The organism is Nocardia aurantia (assembly GCF_009604425.1).
GTDB lineage: Bacteria > Actinomycetota > Actinomycetes > Mycobacteriales > Mycobacteriaceae > Nocardia > Nocardia aurantia.
Genome location: NZ_WEGI01000002.1, coordinates 149,847 through 170,007, shown reverse-complemented (window position 1 = coordinate 170,007; position 20,161 = coordinate 149,847). Strand labels below are relative to the sequence as shown.

Here is a 20,161-nt window from a genome sequence, read left to right as displayed (position 1 = left end):
CGCGATGTAAGTGAAGACTTGTTTACAAATCGCGGCTGTCGAATACTGGACGCCATGGCGACGGCGACTGTCAACGGGCTACGGATCGGTTACGAACTCATCGGGGACGGTGACCGGCCCTGGGTGCTGACCCCGGGCGGCCGGTTCCCGAAGGAGACGCCCGGCCTGCGGGAACTGGCCGAGCAGCTGGCGGCCGCGGGCAACCGGGTGCTCATCTGGGACCGGCCCAACTGCGGCGAATCCGATGTGTGCTTCGAGGGCGACAGCGAGTCGAGCCTGCACGCCGACACGCTCGCGGCCCTGCTCACCCACCTGGACCTGGCGCCCGCGATCCTCGCCGGCGGTTCGGCGGGCTCGCGCATCGCCCTGCTGACCGCCGCCCGGCACCCCGAGGTGGCCCGCGCGCTGGCACTGTGGTGGATCAGCGGCGGGGTGATGGGACAGCTCGTGCTGGGCAACGTGTACTGCGCCCCGAACATCCGCGCCGCCTGGGCCGACGGCATGGCCGCGGTCGCCGCCCTGCCCGACTGGGCCGAGTCGATCGAACGCAATCCGGGCAACCGGGACCGCATCCTCGGCCAGGACCGCGACGCCTTCATCGCCACCATGGAGCGGTGGATGCTGGCCTACTGCCCGCAACCGGACCGGACCGTCCCCGGTCTGCCCGACGAGGTGGTCGGCGGTATCACGGTGCCCGCGTTGGTGTTCCGCAGCGGAGCCAGCGACGCCCACCACACCCGCGCCACCTCCGAGGCCATCGCCGAACTGTTGCCGGCCGCGCGGCTCGCCGAACCCCCGTGGGGAGACCGGGAATGGCACGAGCGCCAGGCCGAGCGGGCCCGCACCGGCGGGCTGTTCGTCCGCTGGCCCCTGCTGGCCCCGGCGTTGCTGGAGTGGGCCGAGCGAGTGGATTGCTGAAAATTGGCCCAGCGGAAGGGCTTTCCGACCGGGCTGTGCGCAGTAACCTAGGGGCACAGCATTTTCGGAGTCAACTGTGACCGCTCACAACGGTGCGGGTACATCCGGCCGCCGGTTCCGTGCCGGTCCGCAGGCCGGGGTCGGCCCGCGCGCGGAACCGCATACCGCAAGCGAGACAACCGCTTACACTCGACATTCCGGCTGGGGGAACGGCCCGGGCGGACGTCGGCCGGTCGGAGCTCCGGGGTCAGGGGAGGCGGACATGGAGATCGCTGCGGTGCCGGAGCCGGCGTACCGCCAGGCCACACTGCACGACCTCGACGGCATCGCCGCCATCGAGGCCGAGGTCTTCGAGCAGCCGTATCAGTACCAGCACCTGCGGCAGCTGTTCGCGGTGGACCCGGCGAGCTTCATGGTGGCCGATCTGGACGGCGCGGTGGTGGGCTACACGATCGGGCAGGTCCGGGGACGCCAGGTGTGGCTGCTCAGTTTCGGTGTCGCCTGCGTGTTCCAGAGCCGAGGTTACGGGCGCGCGCTGCTCGATCGCACCCTGCGGCGATTCGAGGCGTCGGGTTCCGACACGGTGTGCCTGACGGTGGCGCCGGACAATCTCACGGCCTACAACCTGTTCAAGCAGAAGGGATTCGAATTCGTCAGCCACGACGAGCGCTACTTCGGGCCGGGGGAGCCGCGGGACGTGCTGGCCTGCCGATTGCGCGGTTGATCCGTCGCTACCGGCCACGAGACCGACTGTGGGAAGTGCGAAGATGCGCGCCGGATGCCGTGAGTTGCACGAGATTCCGCCGCAATCGAGCGGCGCCTGGGTACAGTGGTTGGCGCGCAGGGGGATTCGGCGGACCGACAATGGCGAGGACACCGACCCGCGCTCGTGGCAGCGGGCGCGGGTCGATGTGTGAGCCCGCAGGGTAGCGGGAGCACACTGATGCCTCGACCGTTCGCGGTCGCGACCTGATCGATCGGATGGTCAGGCGAGGTCGAATTCGCCGTTGCGCACCCCGTCGAGGAACGCGTCGAGTTCGTCGGCATCGAAAACGAGTTGGACCTCGGCCACGGGCTGCGCGGTGGCGGCGCGGAACACATACGCGCCGTCATCGCGTGGGGTCACCGTCAACGCGTGGTGATCGGTGCTCCCGGAACGCACACCCGACTGGTAGGAGTCGAACTCCGCGTCGGTCAGCAACAACAATTCGTCCGCGGGCAACACGGTGGCAGCCGTGGTTCCCGCGGTGGCGAGCTTGTCGTCCCAGACCGCCGTCCAGCCCTGTTTGCGGGCGACCCGCACACAGTTCTGATTGGGCGAGCTGGCCACGGCCTTGTGGAACTCGCCCGCCGTGAAGGCAGGTAGTAGCGTCATACTGATCCTTTCTACGGTGTAAAAAACTCCGGCGCACTGTCGGCCGGACGAATGGGGAGCTCGCGCGGTTACGGTTTGCGGCCGACAGCTGCGAGATTGGAGTCGAAGGAGGCGTCTTCGGTGTCGACAGGACCGTCCGGATGCCACTCCGGTGCATAAACGATTCCCGGTTCGACGAATTCGAAACCGTCGAACAGGGCACCGAACTCGGCGCGGCTGCGGTAGGTGAGCGGGTCGGAGGTCTTCGCGTACACGTCGGTGACCTCGTCGCCCCGGTCGATCGTCTCCTGGTCGAGACCATCGGTGGTGGCGTGGGTCATGGCGACATAGCTACCGGACGGCAAGCGGTCCCGCAGGGTGGCCATCACCTTGCGGGGCTGGAACTCGTCCGGCACGAACGGCCACACGCTGCAGAGCAGCAGCCCGATCGGCTGATCCCAGTCGAGCAGCCGCCGCGTGGTCGGATGATCGAGGATCGCCTCCGGCCGGCGCAGGTCCGCGTCGAGGATCGCGGTGGTGTCGAGCGCGCCCTGGGCGTTGAGCAGTTCGTGGGAGCGGTTGACCGCCTCCAGGTCGTTGTCGACGTAGACCACCCGGGCCCCGGGCAGCACCGAACGCGCCACCTCGTGGGTGTTGCCGACCGTCGGCAGGCCGGAACCGATGTCGAGGAACTGCTGGATGCCTTGTCCCACCATGTATTTCACGGCCCGCTGGAGGAAGCTGCGGTTGTTGTGCGCGAAGAGGTCGGCGTACGGCGCGATCTCGAAGATGCGCTCGGCGAAGATCTTGTCGATCTCGAAGACCGCCTCGCCCGACAGGTAGTAGTGATAGAGCCGGGCCGACGAGGGCCGGCTGGCGTCTATCTCCCGGGGCTGTGACTCGAACTCGTTGTCACCCATGCCCGTTGCTCCTTTGTGTAGTTGTGCCCTCTGTGGATATGCCCAGCTATGTATGCCCCGGTTCAGGGCTTGCTGAACGTCTTGCGGCGGAACGATCGTGCGACGTGGTCCATGAACTCCCGGGAGTCCTCGGCCCCGAGCGCCGCGGCGGATAATCGGGTCCACACCGTCTCCCGGGCCGCGACGGCCGACTTGTCATCGATGTAGCGGATGTCGCCCTGACTCTCCACCACCGCGATGTCCAGATCGCCGGCCGCTCCGGGCGACGGCACCCGCACCAGCGTGAAGCGGTCCTCCATGCCCGCGCCGCGGGTGGCGGCGGTGAACGGCAGCACCTGGATCAGGATGTTGGGCCGCCGCGACAGGTCGGCGAGGTGTTCCAGCTGTTCGACCATGACCCCGCGCCCGCCGTACTCGCGGCGCAGACAGGATTCCGACAGCACCGCATGGAAGGCGGGCGGATCGGAGTCGAGCAGGATGGCCTGCCGGGCCAGTCGCGCCTCCACCGAATCGTCGATGCTGATCGCGTCGCCGTCGGTCGGCAGGTAGCGGTCCGGCTCGTGCAGCGCCCGGATGTAGGACTCGCACTGGACGAGTCCGGGCATGATCTCCGCCTCGGCGACGCGCAGCCGCCCCGCATGTGCTTCCAGATCGACCAGCAGCCGCAGATCCTCGTGATAGGCGCGCCGGTACCCGGTGTTCCAGAAACCACGTTTGTGGTTGTCGCGCCGCAACTCTCGCAGCGCGTCGAGGTATCCCGGATCGGCGAAGCCGAGCTTGGCGGCCAGTCGCTCCAGGTCGCCGACCGTGATCGAGCTCGCACCGTTCACGAGCATGGCGATGCGACTCTGGCTGGTCTCGATGTACTTGGCAGCCTCGGTCTGGCTGACGCCCGCCGTTGTGATCATGTGTTCGATCTCGCGCCCCAGCAACAGCTTTCGCGCCGTCCGCAATCGCGTACTCATGCGAACAGGGTATCGGTGCGACGCAGTTGCTGGAATCCCTTTCGTCCCAACCTCTTACGCAAACGTGATAATCACGCTAGGATCTATCATGTTCACACTATCATAGTTTCGGTATCCGGCTGATCATGATCACGCCGTGATACGCTTCCGTGCGAAGGCGGCAGCCCATGACGACGACCACGCAAATCCCTTGGGCAGCTTGCCGTTCCGGTGACCGGTGGGCGTGTGGTGAGGTCGCCGGCTACCTGACCGAACCGGATGCCCGCAGCATCCTCGGTGTGGAGCACTCGCCCGGATGCGGGCGCTGGCTGGCGGCGGTGGCCTATCTCTCGGCCGGGCTGGACGACGACTGAGATGCCCGGCATGCAAATGGTTCTCGTGGTTTTCGGCGGCTTGTTGGTGCTGTGCGCGTCCGCGCTGTGGGTGAGCCTGAAGCCGGCCGGCGCGCACACCGCCCCCGAACACGAACTGTCGGTCAACGAGGCGCATCGGACCATGCAGCGCCACCGCGGTTGCAGTCGCGACGACTGCCCGCGCAAGGAGGCGGCGTTCCGGGTGCTCGTGGAGTCCGGCCGGGTGCGGCCGGATTCGGGCCGCCTGTACTGACGCCACCCGGTCCCCGGCCGGCGCCGCCGGTCGCGTGCCCGCGGCCACGGTCTCCCGGGGCCACGGATTCCGCTCAGCCGCGATAGGTCCGCGCGACCAATGCCGAACGCAGATACCACAATCCGCTGGCCTGGGTCGGGTCGAACCCGGTCAGCTGGCCGATGCGCTTGAGCCGGTAGTCCACGGTGTTGGTGTGCACGTGCAGCAGCCGGGCGGTGCGCTGCCGGTTGAGATTGTGCGCGATGTGGGTCTGCAGGGTGTCCAGCAGTTCCGGGTGCTCGTCCAGCGGATCCAGCAGCGAGCCGAGGTATTCCCGGCCGGGGCCGGGCCGGGTCAGCTGGTACTCCAAGGCCAGATCGTCGAATCGGTACAGCGCCGGCACCGAATGCAGCCGGGCCACCATGTCCAGTAGTTGATGGGCCTGATCGGCGGCGGTGGGCACCGCCTCGGCGGCGGTCGTGACCACCGTGGCGGTGATCGGCACGCGCGCCGCGCGCGCCAGCCGTCCGATCAGCTCGTCGAGTTCGGTGTCGTCGCAGCCGTCGGCCGGGATCAGCAGCGTGCCGCCGTCGACCGACAGCAGCGACAGCGCGGTCTCCCCGCAGCGGGTCGCGATCTCCGCCTGCACCCGGCGCAACTTGCGGCGGGCCACCACCTTCGCGTCCAGCATCGGATTGGATTCCTCCGGATGCTGCGGAATCGACAGGGCCAGAACGCGATAGCGGTCGGCGATCTCGATGCCGCACTCGCGCGCCATGGTGGAGGTGGGATGTCCGCCGAGCAGCGCGCTGGTGAGCGTGTGCACCGCGGTGTGGTGTTCGGACACCACCGCCCGCAGTTCCTTCACGTACGCCATCGACACCGCGGTGGTCATGGTGTCGAGCAGCTCGACCACCATCTTCGCGCCCTCGACCAGGCTCTGGTAGTCGGTCAGCGGAACGGTGAGCTGGGCTTCGCTGTCGCCGTTGTCCACCGCGCGGTGCTTGTTGCCGGCGGCCGCGACCACCAGATCGAAGCCGATCTTGAAGCCCTCGTGGATGGCGTGGTGGATCGTGTCGATCGGCACGCCCTCGCGGGCCCATTGCGCCGCAGCGTCTTTCAGCCGATCGGTCTTCTCCTGGATGTCGTTGCCGTCGAGCATGCTGATCGCGAGCTCGAGGCAGATCCGGGTGATCGTGGTGACGTCGCCGTAGATCGCGTCGCCCGGCAGGGTTCCGCACGGCGCGACGTTCTCGACGAAATGGCCGACCATCTGCCGCGACAGCGCCCAGACGTCTTTCAGCGGCGAGGACATCGGACGACCGGAGACGGTGAGGCCCGGTCGGTCTGGAGTGTGTACAGACATCGGTGACGACTTCCTTCCGCCCCCGTTACGGCACTGCCGATTCAACGTAACGTTTTCGAGATCCTCGGGGGTGACTTCGTCTCGAATAGTGATACTTCGCGAAAACTTACGGGGTGCCGTTGGTGATCGATCACAACACCCCCGGCCGGGCCGCTCACGTCGTCCCGGCCGGCTCGACTTCCGTTGTCACAGAGCCGATTCGTTGAGCACGGTGTCGGTCGACGGGACGCCGACCAGCAGCCGTTTGAGCACCTTGCCGGTCTCGCCGCGCGGCAGCGACGACAGGAAGGTGACATCGCGGGGGACCGAGAAGCGGCCCAGCCGATGCCGGACATAGGTGCGGATCATGTCCGGGTCGAGCCCGAAACCGTCCCGCTTGACCACGAAAGCGGCCAGCCGCTGGCCGAATTCGCGATCCGGCACGCCGACCACCGCGACATCGGTGACCTGCGGCAGATACGACAGCGCCTCCTCCACCGGACGGGGGAAGACGTTCTCACCACCGGAGATGATCATCTCGTCGTCGCGGCCGGCGATGTACAGCCGGCCGTCGGCGTCGATGTAGCCGAGATCGCCGGTGTCGAGCATCCCGTCCGCCTCCTCCGGCGGGGTCGAGTTCACGTAGCCGTCGAACAACATGTGGTTGCCGACGTAGATCCGGCCGGTCGCCCCGATCGGCAGGGTGGCGCGGGCGGAGTCGAGGACGGCGATCCGGGTGCCCAGCGGCGGGCGACCGGCGGTCAGCGGCGCGGTACGCAGATCCGACGGCGTCGCGACCGTCGCCCAGGACACCTCGGTGGAGCCGTACACGTTGTAGAGGATGTCGCCGTAGGTGTCCATGAAGCGCAGTACGGCCGCGCCGGACAGCGGCGCCCCGCAACTGGCCGCGATCCGCAGGCTGGAGGTGTCGTACCGGGCCCGCACCGAGATCGGCAGATCGAGGATGCGCTGCACCATCGTCGGCACCAGCACCAGCGTGGTGATCTCGTGCTCGGCGACCAGGCGCAGGGTGTCCTCGGCGTCGAACTGCCCCGGCAGCACCACCGTCGCGCGCAGCGGGGTGCTGAGTTGCAGCGCCGCCAGCCCCCAGGTGTGGAACAGCGGCGCGGGGATCAGCATGGTCTCGTTCATCCGGAACGGGATTCGCGACATCAGCGCCGCCACGGTCGCGAAGCCCTTGGGCTCCGGCCGGCGCGCGCCCTTGGGACTGCCGGAGGTGCCGGAGGTCAGCACCACCAGCCGCCCCGGCCGCACCGGGCGGCGGAAGTCGCCGCGGCCGCCGGCGATCAGTTCGTCGAGGGTGATCCGGCCCGGTACCGGCGAGCGGCCGTCGGTGCTGAAGCGCGCGATGTCCGCGTGCAGGTATCGCACCAGTTCGTCCAGCTCGCCGTCGACGAACAGGTGCCGCAGCCGATGCTGCTGCACGATGTCCTCGATCCGCCGGGCCGCCAGGCCGGCGTTCAGCAGGATCACGTCCACGCCGAGTTTGCCTGCGGCGACCATGGTTTCGACCATGCCGGCGTGATTGCGCGACAACAGGCCGATGGCGTCGCCGAAGCCGAGGCCGAGATCGGCGAGGGCCCCGGCCAGCGCGGTGCTGCGGTCGTCGACGTCGCCGAAGCTGCGCTGTCCGTGGTCGTCGATGATCGCGGTGCGGTCCGGGGTCAGTCCCGCGCCGGCCGCGTAACCGCCGGCGAGGTTGAATCCCCAGCGGGCCAGCCCGCTCAGCTGCCGGCCGCTGCGGATCGGGCCGGAGACCCGCAGCACACCGGTGCTGACCATCCGGCGCGCCACCTCGGCGCGCTGCCGTAGCGGGGTGTCCTCGCCGTTGACGATCACGGCCGTCGGCGCGCCGAGCACCACGTCGGACAGCCGCCGCAGTCCGGCCACCGCCCAGTCCGCGATGTCGGCATTGGACGCGGCCGCCGCCACCGGATGCACCCGGCCGGCGGCGAACAGGGTGACGGTGATCCGGGTGCCGGGCCGCCGGCCGTCCGGGGCGGATTCGCCGTCGCGCAGGCGGACCGCGGCGAGGCTGCCCGTGACCGGATGGTGCAGTTCGAAGAACTGGCCCGGCAGACCGACAACAAGGTTTGCCGAAAATGTGCTGATGCCTACGTCGCCGGTGCCGATCCGGACCTGCCACAGCGGGTTCCCGCCGATGGTCTCGAGCCGATCGCATGCGCCGATGCCGGTGAAAATACGTGAATAGGTCTGCGCATCGGTGAGCAGTTCCCATACGGTATTGCGAGTGACGGGTAATTCTACGGTCACGTCGATCACATCGGTAGCCAAATCAATACACTTCTCGCGGGCCGGTCCGAAGGATCTGGACCAGTGGGAATATATTTGTAACTGCTGGTGACACCTTTCGTCAAGAAGGCGTCCGGATGCCGCGTCCCGAGGCAGGTCGAGGCGATCTGTTAATTGTCGGGCATTAAGCCTACCGGCGAGTAACCGGATTCGGAGCGAAATGGGAATTTGTTGTGAAAATTCCCTGGCCCGGTGATCCGGCGCTTGTGATCACCTGTTCGGAGGTGTGCGTGCCGGCCGATTGCCGGGTGACGTTACGCCGATACATTCCGTGTTGCACGCCGAAATCGGGGGCCGATCGACCCCGATCGGACGCGGAATGGATGCTGGAAATTCGCCACGGTCGGTGCCGGGTGGGTGACCGACCGGTGGCGCGGCCGGCCGGTGAACCTCTGACCGGGAACTCCGCGGCCGCCTGTATCGTTGCCGCACCGACTGTCCGGAATGCGCCGGACGGTCGCTTTTCCGGTACGACATGAGCGAGTGTGGCGGTATGGCACGGCCTTTCCTGCGGGGCATCGCCCGGCGCGCGGCGGGTTCGGTGGCGGCGGTACTGCTGACGGCGGCGAGCTGGACGGCCGTCGGATCCGGAATCGCGGCGGGGGAGGGCCCGGCGGCGGCCACCGCGCCGGACGGCTCGTACATCGAGCGGGTGGACCGCGTCGACGACCGCCGCTCGGACGTGTCGGTGTACTCGGCGGCGATGCGGCGGACCGTCCGGCTGGCGGTGGTCGCCCCCGCCCGGCCGGCCGGGCCGCGGCCGGTGCTGTACCTGCTCAACGGCGCCGAGGACGGCCTGTTCCCCGACGGCACCGAGGTGTCCTGGCTGACTCGCACCGATATCCGCGACTTCACCGCCGGCAAGGACGTCACCCTGGTCGACGTGCTGGACGGCAGGTACACTTATTACACCGATTGGGTCGCCGACGACCCGGTACTCGGCCGCAACCGGTGGACCACGTTCCTGACCGCCGAACTGCCGCCACTGATCGACGCGGCCTTCGACGGCAACGGGCGCAACGCCATCGCCGGGGTGTCGATGTCGGCCACCTCCGCGCTGGCGCTGGCGGAGGCCGCGCCGGGCTTGTACCGCGGGGTCGGCTCGTTCAGTGGATGCGCGCAGACCGGCACGGATCCCGGACGGCGCTACGTGCAGGCGGTCGTCCTCTCCGGGGGCGGCAATCCCTGGAACATGTGGGGCGCCGACGGCGCGCCCGCGTGGACGGACCGGGATCCGTCGGCCGACGCCAACCTCGCGAAGCTACGCGGCACCGAACTTGTTGTCACCGCCGGTGATCCGGCGGCCCCGGGCCGGGCCGACGGCGCGCCGACTTCGCCGCCGGGGCGCGGCCTGGAGGCGGCGGTGGCCGACTGCACCCGCGAACTCGCGGCCCGGCTGGACACCGACGGGATCGCGGCCACGGTCCGCTATCTGCCCGGCGGTCAGCACGCCTGGCCGTATTGGCAGCAGGCCGTGCGCGAGGCGTGGCCCGCGCTCGCCCGCGCCCTGGGCCGCTGACGATCGGCGCGCGCGGCCGGAATTCGCAAGTGCCGGCGACCGGTCCGCGCGGCCGGGCGCGCCGAATACCCCGGTAGTACCAACGCATTCCGTCGCAACAGACCGGTATGCGGGTATCGGCAGCGCGACACCGCACTCGGATGAAGGGAAGGACGAACCGAATGATTACGCACTTCTTCGATCAACTGCTCGGCGCAGTCTCCGGCTTCTTCGGACTGCTGCTCATCCCGTAGCGAGGGCGATCGCCGTCCGGGGTGGCAGGCCGCCCCGGACGGCTCGGTACCGGATTGCTCAGTGCTTCACCGCGACAGCGGCGAAACCGTCCAGCGGCCGCAATTCCGGCAGCGGCTGGTCGGGATCCGGCCGCCAGCGCGCCAGATGTACCAGCCCCGGTTCGACTGGCTCGAAATCGCCCAGCAGCGTGCTGATTTCGGCATGCGTGCGCAGTTTGTCGCCGCGACCGGTGACCTCGGTGGTGACCGCCCGCATCCGCTCCAACTGCTCGGCGGGCCCCTCCCGGGTCAGATGTGACAGCGCCACATGGCTTCCCGGTGCCAGCGCCTCGTGCAACCGCGCGAACAGCCGCTCGGCGACGGCGTCGTCGTAGACGAAATGCAGGACCGACACCAGCAGTACCGCGATCGGCCGCGAGAAGTCGAGCAGCCCGGTCACCTGCGGATGTGCCAGGACCGCTGGCAGATCGGTGAAATCGCCGTGCACGGCCGTGGCGTTCGGATTGCCGGTGAGCAGCCGGCGGCTCATCGTCACCGCCACCGGATCGATGTCGACGTACACCACCCGCGCGGCCGGATCGACCCGCTGCGCGATCTCGTGCACATTGCCCGCGGTCGGAATTCCGGAACCGAGATCCAGATACTGATCGATGCCCGCCTCCGCCAGGTACCGCACGGCACGCTGCAGGAACGCGCGGTTGGCCCGCGCCGTCCGGGGCACCTCCGGGATGACCTCGATCATCTTCGCGGCGATCCGGCGGTCCACCTCGAAGTTGGCGAAACCACCCAGCAGGTGGTCGTAAACCCGTGCGGGGCTGGGTATCCGGGGGTCGATGTCATCGGCCGCCCAGTCGGGGAGCAAAGGTTGCACGACCACCCATACTTCCCGCAACCGCGTGATCAGTCCAGGATTGTGTTCTCGGAGACGGCGACGGGGCGGATATCGGCGCGCGGCGTGTGCAGCACCCAGCGATTCGGGCCCGCGGCTTTGGCCCGGTAGAGCCCGGTGTCGGCGGCGTCGAGCAGGTGTTCCGCGTCGGTGCCGGCGACCGCGGTGACCACCGCGCCCAGACAGGCCGAGATGCTCAGGAGCAGACCGTCCACCGGAATCGGCTCGGCCACCGCCTCCAGCAACCGCTCGGCCACGACGGAGACCCGGTGCACATCACAGGGCGGCGGGAACAGCACCACGAATTCGTCGCCGCCGACCCGGGCCAGCAGTTCGGGTTCGGCGTGCCGGGCCAGCCGCGCGGCGACGGCCGCCAGCAGCCGGTCGCCGGTGCCGTGACCGTGGGTGTCGTTGACCGCCTTGAAGCCGTCCAGATCCAGGAAGCCCAGGCCGATCCGGTCGCCCGGCGCGGCGGCCTCGATGAGCTCGGCCATGGTGTCGATCAGCTGCCGGCGGTTGGGCAGCCCGGTCAGCGGATCGTGCCGGGCTTGGCGGTGCAGTTCCGTCTGCAGCGCGCGCTGCTGGGTCGTGTCCTCGCCGACGATCAGGAGATAGGCTGCGCGCGAACCGGATTCGGGGACCAGCGTGACCGTCCAGGCGGCCCAGCCCACGCAGCCGTCCTCGCGTGCGTAGCGCAGCTCCAGCCGCATCGTGCCCCCGTCCGCGGCCGCGAGTCGAGCGGCGATGCCGGCGCGCAACTCGTCGCGATCGTCCGGATGCACCAGATCGGCGACGGGCCGGTCGCGCAGCCGGGTCAGGGGGAGTCGCAGCATGGTGGTGAGCGCCGGATTGGCGTCCACCAACCGGCCCTCGGCGTCGCCGATGCCGATCGCGAGCGCGGTGTTGTCGAACACCACCCGGAATCTGATCTCGGCGGCATTGCGTGCCTCGGCCATCGCCGTGTGCAGCATCTCCTGATGCCGGGCGCGGGTGGCCAGCAGCTCCTCGGTGTAACCGCGGGCGAGCGCGCCGAGCGCCGCCATCAGCCGATCGCTGTGCGGCGCAAGCATTCCCGCGAGCGGCGCCAGCGCGGCGAACGAACGGGACAGCACCTGCGGATCGGTCAGGTTGGCCCTCACCAGCTCCGCGCCGACGGCCTCGGCGCCGGCGAGGTCGGCCGGCTCGGTGGCGACCGCCGCGGCCAGCCGGAACAGGAATCCGGTCAGCAGCCGGTCGAGTTCGCGCATCGGCATCGGTACGAAACCGGTGTCGGCCACCGCGATTCGCCACTGCCGAGCCAGTTCCGCGAATTCGCGATTGTGTGTCACATGATCACCCCCGCCGGATCCGACGCCGAAGCAGGTCCCCAGACTACCGCGCCGCGCGCCGGACCCCGGTTCGGTACGGAGGTACCGAACCTAGCTATTCGCTGTGAATCATGTTGTGACAGTGCCGATCAGTGCGAGACGAGCTAGGCTGTCGGATGAGCCTCGGTCGATGACCCCCCGATCGGGCCGCGGCTCATCGCGCCCGCCGAGTCCGATTCCCTCAATTTCCCCCTCGGCGGGCGCACCCTCTCTTTCCGGGCCCCGCACTCTGCGGCGATACCCTTCCGATCACCCGATGCGGACCACGTGAACGGCCTTGCCGGACCGGCCGGCAGCGTTACCGGCCGAGCGGCCCCGGGCTTCCCGGCGGGGTTGTTCCCGTGGCGTCGTTCCGGCTTCCGCGGCATCGCCGAGCGCCTCTGGCACAGTTGGGCCGATTGCCACTTCGCGCAGTCGCGAATGCCCGCCCGAATCCTCCGCTACGCCATTCTCGGGATGCGCGCGCGCAATCGGAGTGCGCGCCGATCGTCCCGGCCGATTCGGTGGCGGCGGCGGGCGGCAGAGCCCGCCCGGCCTGCGCCGGAAACGACGCGGCCGGGCCGGGTTCGCGTGCTCGACGCGGAAACCCGGCCCGGCCGCAGACGTTGTTTCGCCCGGTGGCGCTACTTGTTGGCTTTGTGGTAGGCGGCCACGATCTCCGAAGAAATTCGACCGCGAGCGGACACGTTGTAGCCGTGTTTCTTCGCCCATTCCCGGATCGCCACCGTCTGCTCGCGGTCGGCGCCCGACTTACGTGGAGCCGGACCGCCACCCACCTTCAGCCGGCCCACCTTCCGGGCCTTTTCCGTCCAGGGCTCGAGCGATCCCCGGAGTTTGCCGGCATTCAGGGTTGACAGATCGATTTCATAGGCCACGCCATCGATCGAGAACTGCACGGTCTCATCCGCTTTGGACTTCCCGTCGTAATCGTCGATGAGTGTGACGGTGACCTTCTTGGCCATGAGCGAGCCCTTTCACACGGACACACGGATCATCTGGGATTCTCTATACCGTACCTCAGCGATGTCGGGGACAGCGAACCCAGCGTATTTCGGCGTTTCTCGCGGGAATGCAGAAAGGGCAGGTAAAACAATGCGCGGGCGAATTCCGGGCCATTCGGATGCGCGAATCCCGTGGTCAGCGGGTCTCCGCGCTCAGCCGCCGATGGATCGGATGATCTTCACCACCACCAGCGTCACGGCAATCGCCAGGTAGCCGCGCAGCGCGATCATCCCCGCCGCGCGCAGCGCCGAGAACGCCGGGCGCCGCAGGGTATCCAGCGCCGGGGTGCGCCAATTGTCGCGATCCTGTTCGACGATGGCCTTGCGCTCGGCTCGGGACAGCGGGGTCGTGTCGAGTTCCTCGACCTGATCCGGATCGAGGCCGCCCAACTCGGCCGCCGTGCGTTCCGCGGCGCGGCGATCGCCGCGATGCCGGGCCACCGCGATCGCGGCGCCGCCGAGCGCCCCGATCACCGCACCGGCGCCGAACCCGGCCTCCAGGGTCCCGGTCGACACCTCCGGGAAGAAGGTCGCGGTGGTCAGCGCCAGTGACAGCAGCACCAGCGACCACACGATGACACCGGCGAGAACGTTCTGCCGGGTGGTGTTCACCCACGGCCCCAGCACCGCCCGGTCGTTGCAGAGCAGCACCAGGAACACCGTGGCCGACGGCAGCAGCACCCCGGCCAGCGCCTGCACCCCCTGGGTGATCAGGCCCAGCACATGGTCCGGGCTGAACGTGATCGCGCCGGCGACGCCCAGGAGCGCCGCGTAACCGAGGTAGAACGCCGGCGCCTCGGAGATCTTCCAGTGCAGCGAATGCCGCTTGCCGAGGGTGTCGCCGAGGGCGTAGGTGGTCGCCAGGCCGACCGCGTTGGCCCCGATCAGTGAGGCGTCCAGCAGCAGGATCGCGAACAGCGCGCCCGCGGCGGCGCCCAGATGGTCGTGCAGGGCGTGCGCGACCGCACCGGCATCGGTGAAGGGGCCGGCGCCGGCGGTGCCGCCCGTGGATGCGGTGCCGCCGAGCCCGAAGGCGGTGGCGGCCATGATCGCGATCGCGCCGACCATCACCACCGCGATGCCGACACAGAGGTCGACGCGCTCGTAGCGGATCCAGCGGGGGGTGATGCGCTTGTCGATGATGTTGGACTGCTGGAAGAACAGCTGCCAGGGCGCGACGGTGGTGCCGACGATCGAGACGATCAGCAACAGCAGCGTGGAATTCAGCCCGCCGGGGAACGACGGCAGGAATCCGGCGCCGACGGTCCCGGCGCGCGGATGCACCAGGAACGCCAGCGGGAACATCACGATGTTGATCGCGATGAGCCCGAACAGGAATCGCTCCCAGCGACGGAACGAACCACCCGCCACCATCGCGAACAACAGCACCGCCGCCAGCGGCACCGCGACCGCCTTCGGCAGCCCGAAGTAGCCCAGCGCCATCGAGACCCCGATGAATTCGGTGACGATGGTGAGCGCGTTCACGACGAACAGATCGCCGACACTGAAAGCGCCCCAGAACTTTCCGAATCGGGCGAAGATCAGCCGGGCGTGGCCGACCCCCGCGACCGCGCCGAGCCGTACGACCATCTCCTGATTCACGTACAGCACCGGGATCAGCAACAGCAGCGTCCAGGCCAGCGCCATGCCGTAGTTCTGGCCGGCCTGCGCGTAGGTGGCGATCCCACCGGCGTCGTTGTCGCCGACCATGACGATCAGTCCCGGGCCCAGCACGGCCAGCAGCATCCGCAATCGCTGCCCGCGGCTGCGGCCGTGCGGGGTGTCGGTTTCGCGGATGGTGCCGAGCGCGCCGACGATGTCGCCGACATGCGCGGTGTCCATCACGGCGGTGGTCGCGTGGGCCGGCGGCGCCGGAACCGTCGTGGTGTCGCGGCGGTTCCCGCCGGCGGAGAAGAAGGCCATCGCCGTTCCTTCCTTTCTGAACTCGGTCTACGGGTTCGGGGGTGAGCGGAGCCGGCATTCCCGGCATCGTGGGCGCACCCGGTGGAACCGGCCTCCGGCCGCGCTGCCGTGAGGTCGGGAAGAGATTGCGGTGCAACGGATTCGGCGCACCCGGGGATCCGTCAGGGACGGCGGGTGTGCCCGCCGAGAGAGTCGGTGACGACCGCGACCGGGGTGCGGGCCGCGAGCAGATCGGCTCGCTCCTGCGGGAAAGGTCGGCTGCCACAACGGTTTCCGGACGCATCACGAGCACGGGGTAACGCCGCCGGTAGCCCTCGGCGGGCGCGCGGAAGCGCGAGAGGGCGGGCGGCGCGCGGACCGGGAGACTCGATCAGGCGTCGGCGGAGCGGTCGCAGCAAGCCGGGAACGAACCGGATTGTCGAACCGGGCTACTCGGATACGGACTATCGCCGGACTTCATGTCGTCCCCTCACCTCCTTGCTGCCGAGACGCACGCGCGCGTCGTTCCACCGAACCATTGATCGGCACCACGGAAAGGGAGGCGATTCCGCCGGAAAGGCGGGAAAGCGCACCCCTCTCGTCAGAGCTTCGGCACTGTACGACGTGTCCCGGGCGGGCCGGGAAGCCACTTCGGATCACCCCTTAATCCGGGGAGATCTGTCCTAACCCTGGGCGTCTCTCGACGTCGTCGGATCAGTGGCCTGTGTTCGTACAGGAGCCTCGCCTAGCGAGGTGCTGAACACGGAAATAGTGAACCGGGATGCTGGAGAAGTCAAGCCGGTCGCGCTCGTCGCCTTGCATACATAGCGATGTGTGCATACTATCGCGGTCAAGCCGGGCGGAACGAGAGGAGAGCGCGGTGGGCGCAGCACACGGGTCCGGGGACGGCCACGCGCACGCGGGGCACAGCCACGCGAGCCATGCGATCGGCGGCGGCTCCGACAGCGACCGGCGCTGGCTGGCGGCGGCCCTGGTGGTGATCGTGCTCTTCCTGATCGGCGAGGTGATCGCGGGCGTCGTCGCCGGATCGCTGGCCCTGCTCTCGGACGCCGCGCACATGCTCACCGATGCCGCCTCGATCGCGCTGGCGCTGGGTGCGATGCGCCTCGCGGCGCGCCCGGCGGCCGGGCGGATGACCTTCGGCTGGCGGCGGGTCGAGATCCTGTCCGCGCAGGTCAACGGGATCACCCTGATCGGGCTCGGTATCTGGCTGGCGGTGGAGGCGGTGCGCCGCCTGATCCACCCGCCGGCGGTCACCGGAGGTCTGGTGCTGGGGGTCGCCCTGGTGGGCATCGTGGTGAATCTCACGGCGACCTGGATGATATCCCGCGCCAACCGGACCAGCCTGAACGTCGAGGGCGCGTTCCAGCACATCCTCACGGACCTGTTCGCGTTCGTCGCCACCGCCGTGGCGGGCGCGGTGATGTGGGTGTCCGGTTTCGCCCGCGCCGACGCCATCGCCACCCTGCTGGTGGTCGCGCTGATGCTGAAGGCCGGCATCGAACTGGTCCGCGCGGCCAGCCGGATCTTCCTGGAGGCGGCGCCCGCCGACCTGGACCCGAACGAGATCGGCCGGGCGATGGCCGCCCGTGACAGCGTGGTCGAGGTGCACGACCTGCACATCTGGGAGATCACCTCGGGTACGCCCGCCCTGTCGGCGCACATCCTGGTCGAACCGGGCCGCGACTGCCACGCCGTGCGAGAAGACGTGGCGCACTGGCTGTCCGGCACCCACCACATCGGCCACACCACCCTCCAGGTCGACCATGCCCGCGCCGAACTGATCCAGCTCGGCGACGGCCGCGACCCGCACTGCGGCGACGCGCACGGCCCCATCCACCACCGCCCGCAGGCCGCCGCCGAACGCTGAGCGCCCGGCCGGAGTCGGTCTCCGGCAGGCGGCATCCCGGAATGTCATCGGCGCCTGCTGTCCGCGGCCGTAGTCAGCGATTCGGCTGCGACGCCCGTGGCGGCGGCCACCGGTTCACCACGCCGCCTAGCGGACGGTGCCCGGCGTTCTGGCCGGGCGGTTCGTTCCCGTGGCCGTCGCTCCGCCGGGGTTCGGCAGTCGATGGACTTGGGCGGCTGTTGATGGTTGCCGAGTCCGGCGAGGTGACGCGACGCGGCGATGCGTTCGTGTGCGACGGACGTCGACCTCGGCTTTCGCCGGAGGCCGGTCCCGGCGATTCGGAGGGGGTGCGGGTCCGGCCCGCGGGCGCGAGGTCGATAATCGCGCGGTGCGATGGATGCCGATGCCGCTGACCGTGCAGTCCGCCTTCGAATCCTGGCGCTGGGACGTGTCCACGGTGGTGGTGACCGTGGCGCTCGCGGCGGGATACTGCGTGGCCCGGCGCCGCGCGGCGCGCCGGGGCGAGGCCCCGCCGATGGGCCGCGCCGCGGCGTTTCTGCTGATGGGCACGGGTATCTGGTTGCTCAGCGGGATCAGTGCGATCGGCGCGTATTCGTCGACGCTGTTCTGGGTCCGGGCCTTGCAGACTTTGCTGCTGCTCTACGTGGTGCCGTTCGGGCTGGCCGCGGGGCGACCGGTCACGGTGCTGCGCGCGGCACTGGGGGCGGACGGCCGCGCTCGGGTGGATCGGGTGCTGGCGTCGTCGTTCGCGCGGGCGCTGACCGCCCCGGCCACCGCGTCGCTGGCCATCCTCGTCAGCCCGTGGGTCCTGTTCCTGTCGCCCTGGTTCGAGGTGGTGCTGCGGCACGGTGCGGCCGACGCGCTGACCCGGATCCTGTTGGTGGCCATCGGTTTCCTGTACTTCTACTCGCGACTGCAAACCGATCCGGTGCCGCGGCGTCGTTCGCAGGCGATCTCGCTGCTCGTCACCGTCTTCGAATCACTGGCCGACGGCATCCTCGGCCTGGTGCTGTGGCTCGGACCACTGTGTGCCGCAGGCTATTTCGACAGTATCGGGCGCACCTGGGGGCCGGATCCGCGGCTGGACCAGATCATCGGCGCGGGCATCATCTGGGTGCTCGGCGATGTGCTGGGCCTCCCGTATCTGCTGACGCTGATGCGCGCGTGGGCGGCCGACGAACGGCGGCACGCCCGTGCGGTCGATGCGGAACTCGATGCGATCGAGCTCGCGGCCGCGACCGAATCCGGCGATTCCGGCGAACGATCGGCAATCGAGTCCGGCGCCGATTCGCGGGCCGGGGTACGTCGGCATTCCGGTCGGGTCCATGCCGCGGCTCCGGCCTCGCCCGGCGACGATGCCGAACCCGCTACCACTGGACTCTGGTGGGAGAACGATCCCCAACTGCGAGATCGATTCCGGCGCTGACTCTGCGCGGAGCCGGAAATCGCGGGGTCACCGACGCTCCGGCGGTCGCCGGAACGAGATTCTGGCAGCATTCCGGCAACACTCGGTCCGGAGTCATCGAAAACTCATGACCGAACACCGATGATGGGGGCGTGCCTGGACTCCGCCGTTCCGCTGTACCCGCTGCCGGCCTGCCCGTGGCGCTGGCCGCCGCGACCGTGACCGGCGCCGGCCCGGCCGCCGCCTCGCCGGTGGCGGTCTTCCGCGGCGACGGCGCCATCACCGCGCACGTGACCGGCGAGCATCCCGGCTATCGCTGTCAGATCGCGGCGCACGGGGTCGACGGCCCGTGGCGGCCGGTGGGGGCCGACGGCGTCGTCGATCTCGATTCGGGCCCGCTGCCCGCCGGGCGGCACGTGGTGAGCGTGCTCTGCGAGAATCGCGACCGCGGCGACGCCTCCGTGCACACGGTCGCCCGCAATACCGAGGTGTTCACCCGCTGAGCGAGACCGCCTGCGGGTGAACACCTTTCGGGCCCGGCCTCAGATCTTGCGGATGACCGTGACGACCTTGCCGAGGATCCGCGCGTCGTTGCCGGGGATGGGCTCGAACAGCGAGTTGTGCGGCATCAGCCAGACATCCTTGCCGGTGCGCTTGAAGGTCTTGACCGTCGCCTCGCCCTCGATCATCGCCGCGACGATGTCGCCGTTCTCGGCGACGTTCTGCTGGCGGACGACGACCCAGTCGCCGTCGCAGATCGCGGCGTCGACCATGGACTGGCCGACGACCTTCAGCAGGAACAGCGAGCCCTCGCCGACGAGTTCGCGCGGCAGCGGGAACACGTCCTCCACCGCCTGTTCGGCCAGGATCGGGCCACCGGCGGCGATCCGGCCGAGGACCGGCACGTAGGTGGGGGTGGGATGTTCGGCCGACGGCTCGGTCGACACCGGCCGCAGATGCCCGCCGGTGGCGCGCACCACGGTCTCGTCGAGGCCGCGAACGTCCACGGCGCGTGGACGATTGGGGTCGCGGCGCAGATACCCCTTGCGCTCCAGGGCCCGTAGCTGGTGGGCGACCGAGGAGGTCGAGGTGAGCCCGACGGCGTCACCGATCTCCCGGATGCTCGGCGGATACCCGCGTTCGCTCACCGAACTGCGGATGACATCGAGCACCCTGCGCTGCCGGACGGTGAGATCCGTCCCGGTGCCGGCCGGTCCGGTGCCCTCGCCGTCGGTGCCGCCCTCAGTGATGGCACCGTCATCGATGGCATCGATGGCGACGCCGGCCACGTCGTCGTGCCCGTCCGCCGGAAATTCGCTCACGGTCGCCGTCCTCCGTTCTGTCGTACTACTCGTGCTGTACTGCTCGCTTGCGCACCGCGTGTCCGTACTGCGGGTGCTTCGAATGTAGTCCGGTCAACTGCCGGTTTCAAACATCTGTTCGACGCATGTCGGCCGAACCGGTGACTTCGTCGGTGCCTCGTGGTAGAAATTCGAACAGTTGTTCTTCGAACGCATGAGCGAATGCTCGGGC

General features: G+C 69.2%; 18 protein-coding genes and 1 riboswitch. Of the genes, 8 read left to right on the top strand and 10 right to left on the bottom strand.

Going from position 1 to position 20,161, the window contains the following annotated elements; genetic code table 11:
* Window positions 1–54 precede the first annotated feature (54 nt).
* Both NRB56_RS04165 and NRB56_RS04160 read left to right on the top strand, forming a co-directional pair.
* Window positions 55–918, top strand: coding sequence for an alpha/beta fold hydrolase (locus tag NRB56_RS04165; RefSeq protein WP_153339176.1), 864 nt, complete (start codon window positions 55–57; stop codon window positions 916–918).
* A gap of 262 nt (window positions 919–1,180) precedes the next feature.
* On the top strand, window positions 1,181–1,642 hold the full coding sequence (locus NRB56_RS04160; protein WP_153339175.1) for a GNAT family N-acetyltransferase: 462 nt from the start codon (window positions 1,181–1,183) through the stop codon (window positions 1,640–1,642).
* Between the two features lie 261 nt (window positions 1,643–1,903).
* On the opposite strand, the gene NRB56_RS04155 is transcribed toward NRB56_RS04160, so the two are convergent.
* The 3 genes from NRB56_RS04155 to NRB56_RS04145 all read right to left on the bottom strand — a co-directional run bounded on the left by NRB56_RS04155 (window position 1,904) and on the right by NRB56_RS04145 (window position 4,157).
* The gene (locus NRB56_RS04155; RefSeq protein ID WP_153339174.1) at window positions 1,904–2,293 is read right to left on the bottom strand and encodes a hypothetical protein; all 390 of its coding nucleotides are present in this window, start codon (window positions 2,291–2,293) and stop codon (window positions 1,904–1,906) included.
* 68 nt (window positions 2,294–2,361) lie between these two features.
* Window positions 2,362–3,192, bottom strand: a complete 831-nt coding sequence (locus NRB56_RS04150; RefSeq protein WP_227837171.1) for an SAM-dependent methyltransferase — start codon at window positions 3,190–3,192, stop codon at window positions 2,362–2,364.
* 62 nt (window positions 3,193–3,254) lie between these two features.
* On the bottom strand, window positions 3,255–4,157 hold the full coding sequence (locus tag NRB56_RS04145) for a Scr1 family TA system antitoxin-like transcriptional regulator (RefSeq protein WP_153339173.1): 903 nt from the start codon (window positions 4,155–4,157) through the stop codon (window positions 3,255–3,257).
* Between the two features lie 167 nt (window positions 4,158–4,324).
* Between NRB56_RS04145 and NRB56_RS04140 the strand changes: the two genes are divergently transcribed.
* The gene (locus tag NRB56_RS04140; RefSeq protein WP_153339172.1) at window positions 4,325–4,510 is read left to right on the top strand and encodes a hypothetical protein; all 186 of its coding nucleotides are present in this window, start codon (window positions 4,325–4,327) and stop codon (window positions 4,508–4,510) included.
* A 10-nt stretch (window positions 4,511–4,520) separates the two neighbouring features.
* On the top strand, window positions 4,521–4,763 hold the full coding sequence (locus tag NRB56_RS04135; RefSeq protein WP_153339171.1) for a hypothetical protein: 243 nt from the start codon (window positions 4,521–4,523) through the stop codon (window positions 4,761–4,763).
* Window positions 4,764–4,836: 73 nt separating this feature from the next.
* Here the strand turns inward: NRB56_RS04135 and NRB56_RS04130 are convergent, their stop codons facing one another.
* Window positions 4,837–6,057: a PucR family transcriptional regulator gene (locus tag NRB56_RS04130; RefSeq protein ID WP_227837169.1), complete on the bottom strand. Its 1,221-nt coding sequence runs from the start codon at window positions 6,055–6,057 to the stop codon at window positions 4,837–4,839.
* A 237-nt stretch (window positions 6,058–6,294) separates the two neighbouring features.
* Complete coding sequence (locus tag NRB56_RS04125; protein ID WP_153339169.1) at window positions 6,295–8,403, bottom strand: AMP-binding protein; 2,109 nt, start codon at window positions 8,401–8,403, stop codon at window positions 6,295–6,297.
* Window positions 8,404–8,914: 511 nt separating this feature from the next.
* On the opposite strand from NRB56_RS04125, the gene NRB56_RS04120 reads away from it, so the two are divergent.
* Window positions 8,915–9,940, top strand: coding sequence for an alpha/beta hydrolase (locus NRB56_RS04120; RefSeq protein ID WP_153339168.1), 1,026 nt, complete (start codon window positions 8,915–8,917; stop codon window positions 9,938–9,940).
* A 291-nt stretch (window positions 9,941–10,231) separates the two neighbouring features.
* Here the strand turns inward: NRB56_RS04120 and NRB56_RS04115 are convergent, their stop codons facing one another.
* The 4 genes from NRB56_RS04115 to NRB56_RS04100 all read right to left on the bottom strand — a co-directional run bounded on the left by NRB56_RS04115 (window position 10,232) and on the right by NRB56_RS04100 (window position 15,353).
* Window positions 10,232–11,044 (bottom strand): SAM-dependent methyltransferase, encoded by an 813-nt coding sequence (locus NRB56_RS04115; protein ID WP_319942531.1) that lies wholly within the window; start codon window positions 11,042–11,044, stop codon window positions 10,232–10,234.
* 29 nt (window positions 11,045–11,073) lie between these two features.
* Entirely contained in the window at window positions 11,074–12,390 is a 1,317-nt protein-coding gene (locus tag NRB56_RS04110) for a diguanylate cyclase domain-containing protein (protein WP_153339167.1), read from the bottom strand.
* Window positions 12,391–13,052: 662 nt separating this feature from the next.
* Window positions 13,053–13,391, bottom strand: coding sequence for a histone-like nucleoid-structuring protein Lsr2 (locus NRB56_RS04105; RefSeq protein WP_019927967.1), 339 nt, complete (start codon window positions 13,389–13,391; stop codon window positions 13,053–13,055).
* A gap of 192 nt (window positions 13,392–13,583) precedes the next feature.
* The gene (locus tag NRB56_RS04100; protein ID WP_194290719.1) at window positions 13,584–15,353 is read right to left on the bottom strand and encodes an NRAMP family divalent metal transporter; all 1,770 of its coding nucleotides are present in this window, start codon (window positions 15,351–15,353) and stop codon (window positions 13,584–13,586) included.
* 565 nt (window positions 15,354–15,918) lie between these two features.
* Window positions 15,919–16,092: riboswitch (M-box (ykoK) riboswitch) on the bottom strand.
* A gap of 120 nt (window positions 16,093–16,212) precedes the next feature.
* On the opposite strand from NRB56_RS04100, the gene NRB56_RS04095 reads away from it, so the two are divergent.
* The 3 genes from NRB56_RS04095 (at window position 16,213) to NRB56_RS04085 (ending at window position 19,131) form a co-directional block, all read left to right on the top strand.
* Window positions 16,213–17,223, top strand: a complete 1,011-nt coding sequence (locus NRB56_RS04095) for a cation diffusion facilitator family transporter (RefSeq protein ID WP_319942530.1) — start codon at window positions 16,213–16,215, stop codon at window positions 17,221–17,223.
* A 376-nt stretch (window positions 17,224–17,599) separates the two neighbouring features.
* Window positions 17,600–18,649, top strand: coding sequence for a cytochrome c oxidase assembly protein (locus NRB56_RS04090; protein WP_153339535.1), 1,050 nt, complete (start codon window positions 17,600–17,602; stop codon window positions 18,647–18,649).
* Window positions 18,650–18,780: 131 nt separating this feature from the next.
* Window positions 18,781–19,131: a hypothetical protein gene (locus NRB56_RS04085; protein WP_153339166.1), complete on the top strand. Its 351-nt coding sequence runs from the start codon at window positions 18,781–18,783 to the stop codon at window positions 19,129–19,131.
* Window positions 19,132–19,170: 39 nt separating this feature from the next.
* Here NRB56_RS04085 and lexA read toward each other — a convergent pair whose 3' ends face one another.
* Complete coding sequence (gene lexA, locus NRB56_RS04080; RefSeq protein WP_319942640.1) at window positions 19,171–19,878, bottom strand: transcriptional repressor LexA; 708 nt, start codon at window positions 19,876–19,878, stop codon at window positions 19,171–19,173.
* Between the last annotated feature and the right edge of the window lie 283 nt (window positions 19,879–20,161).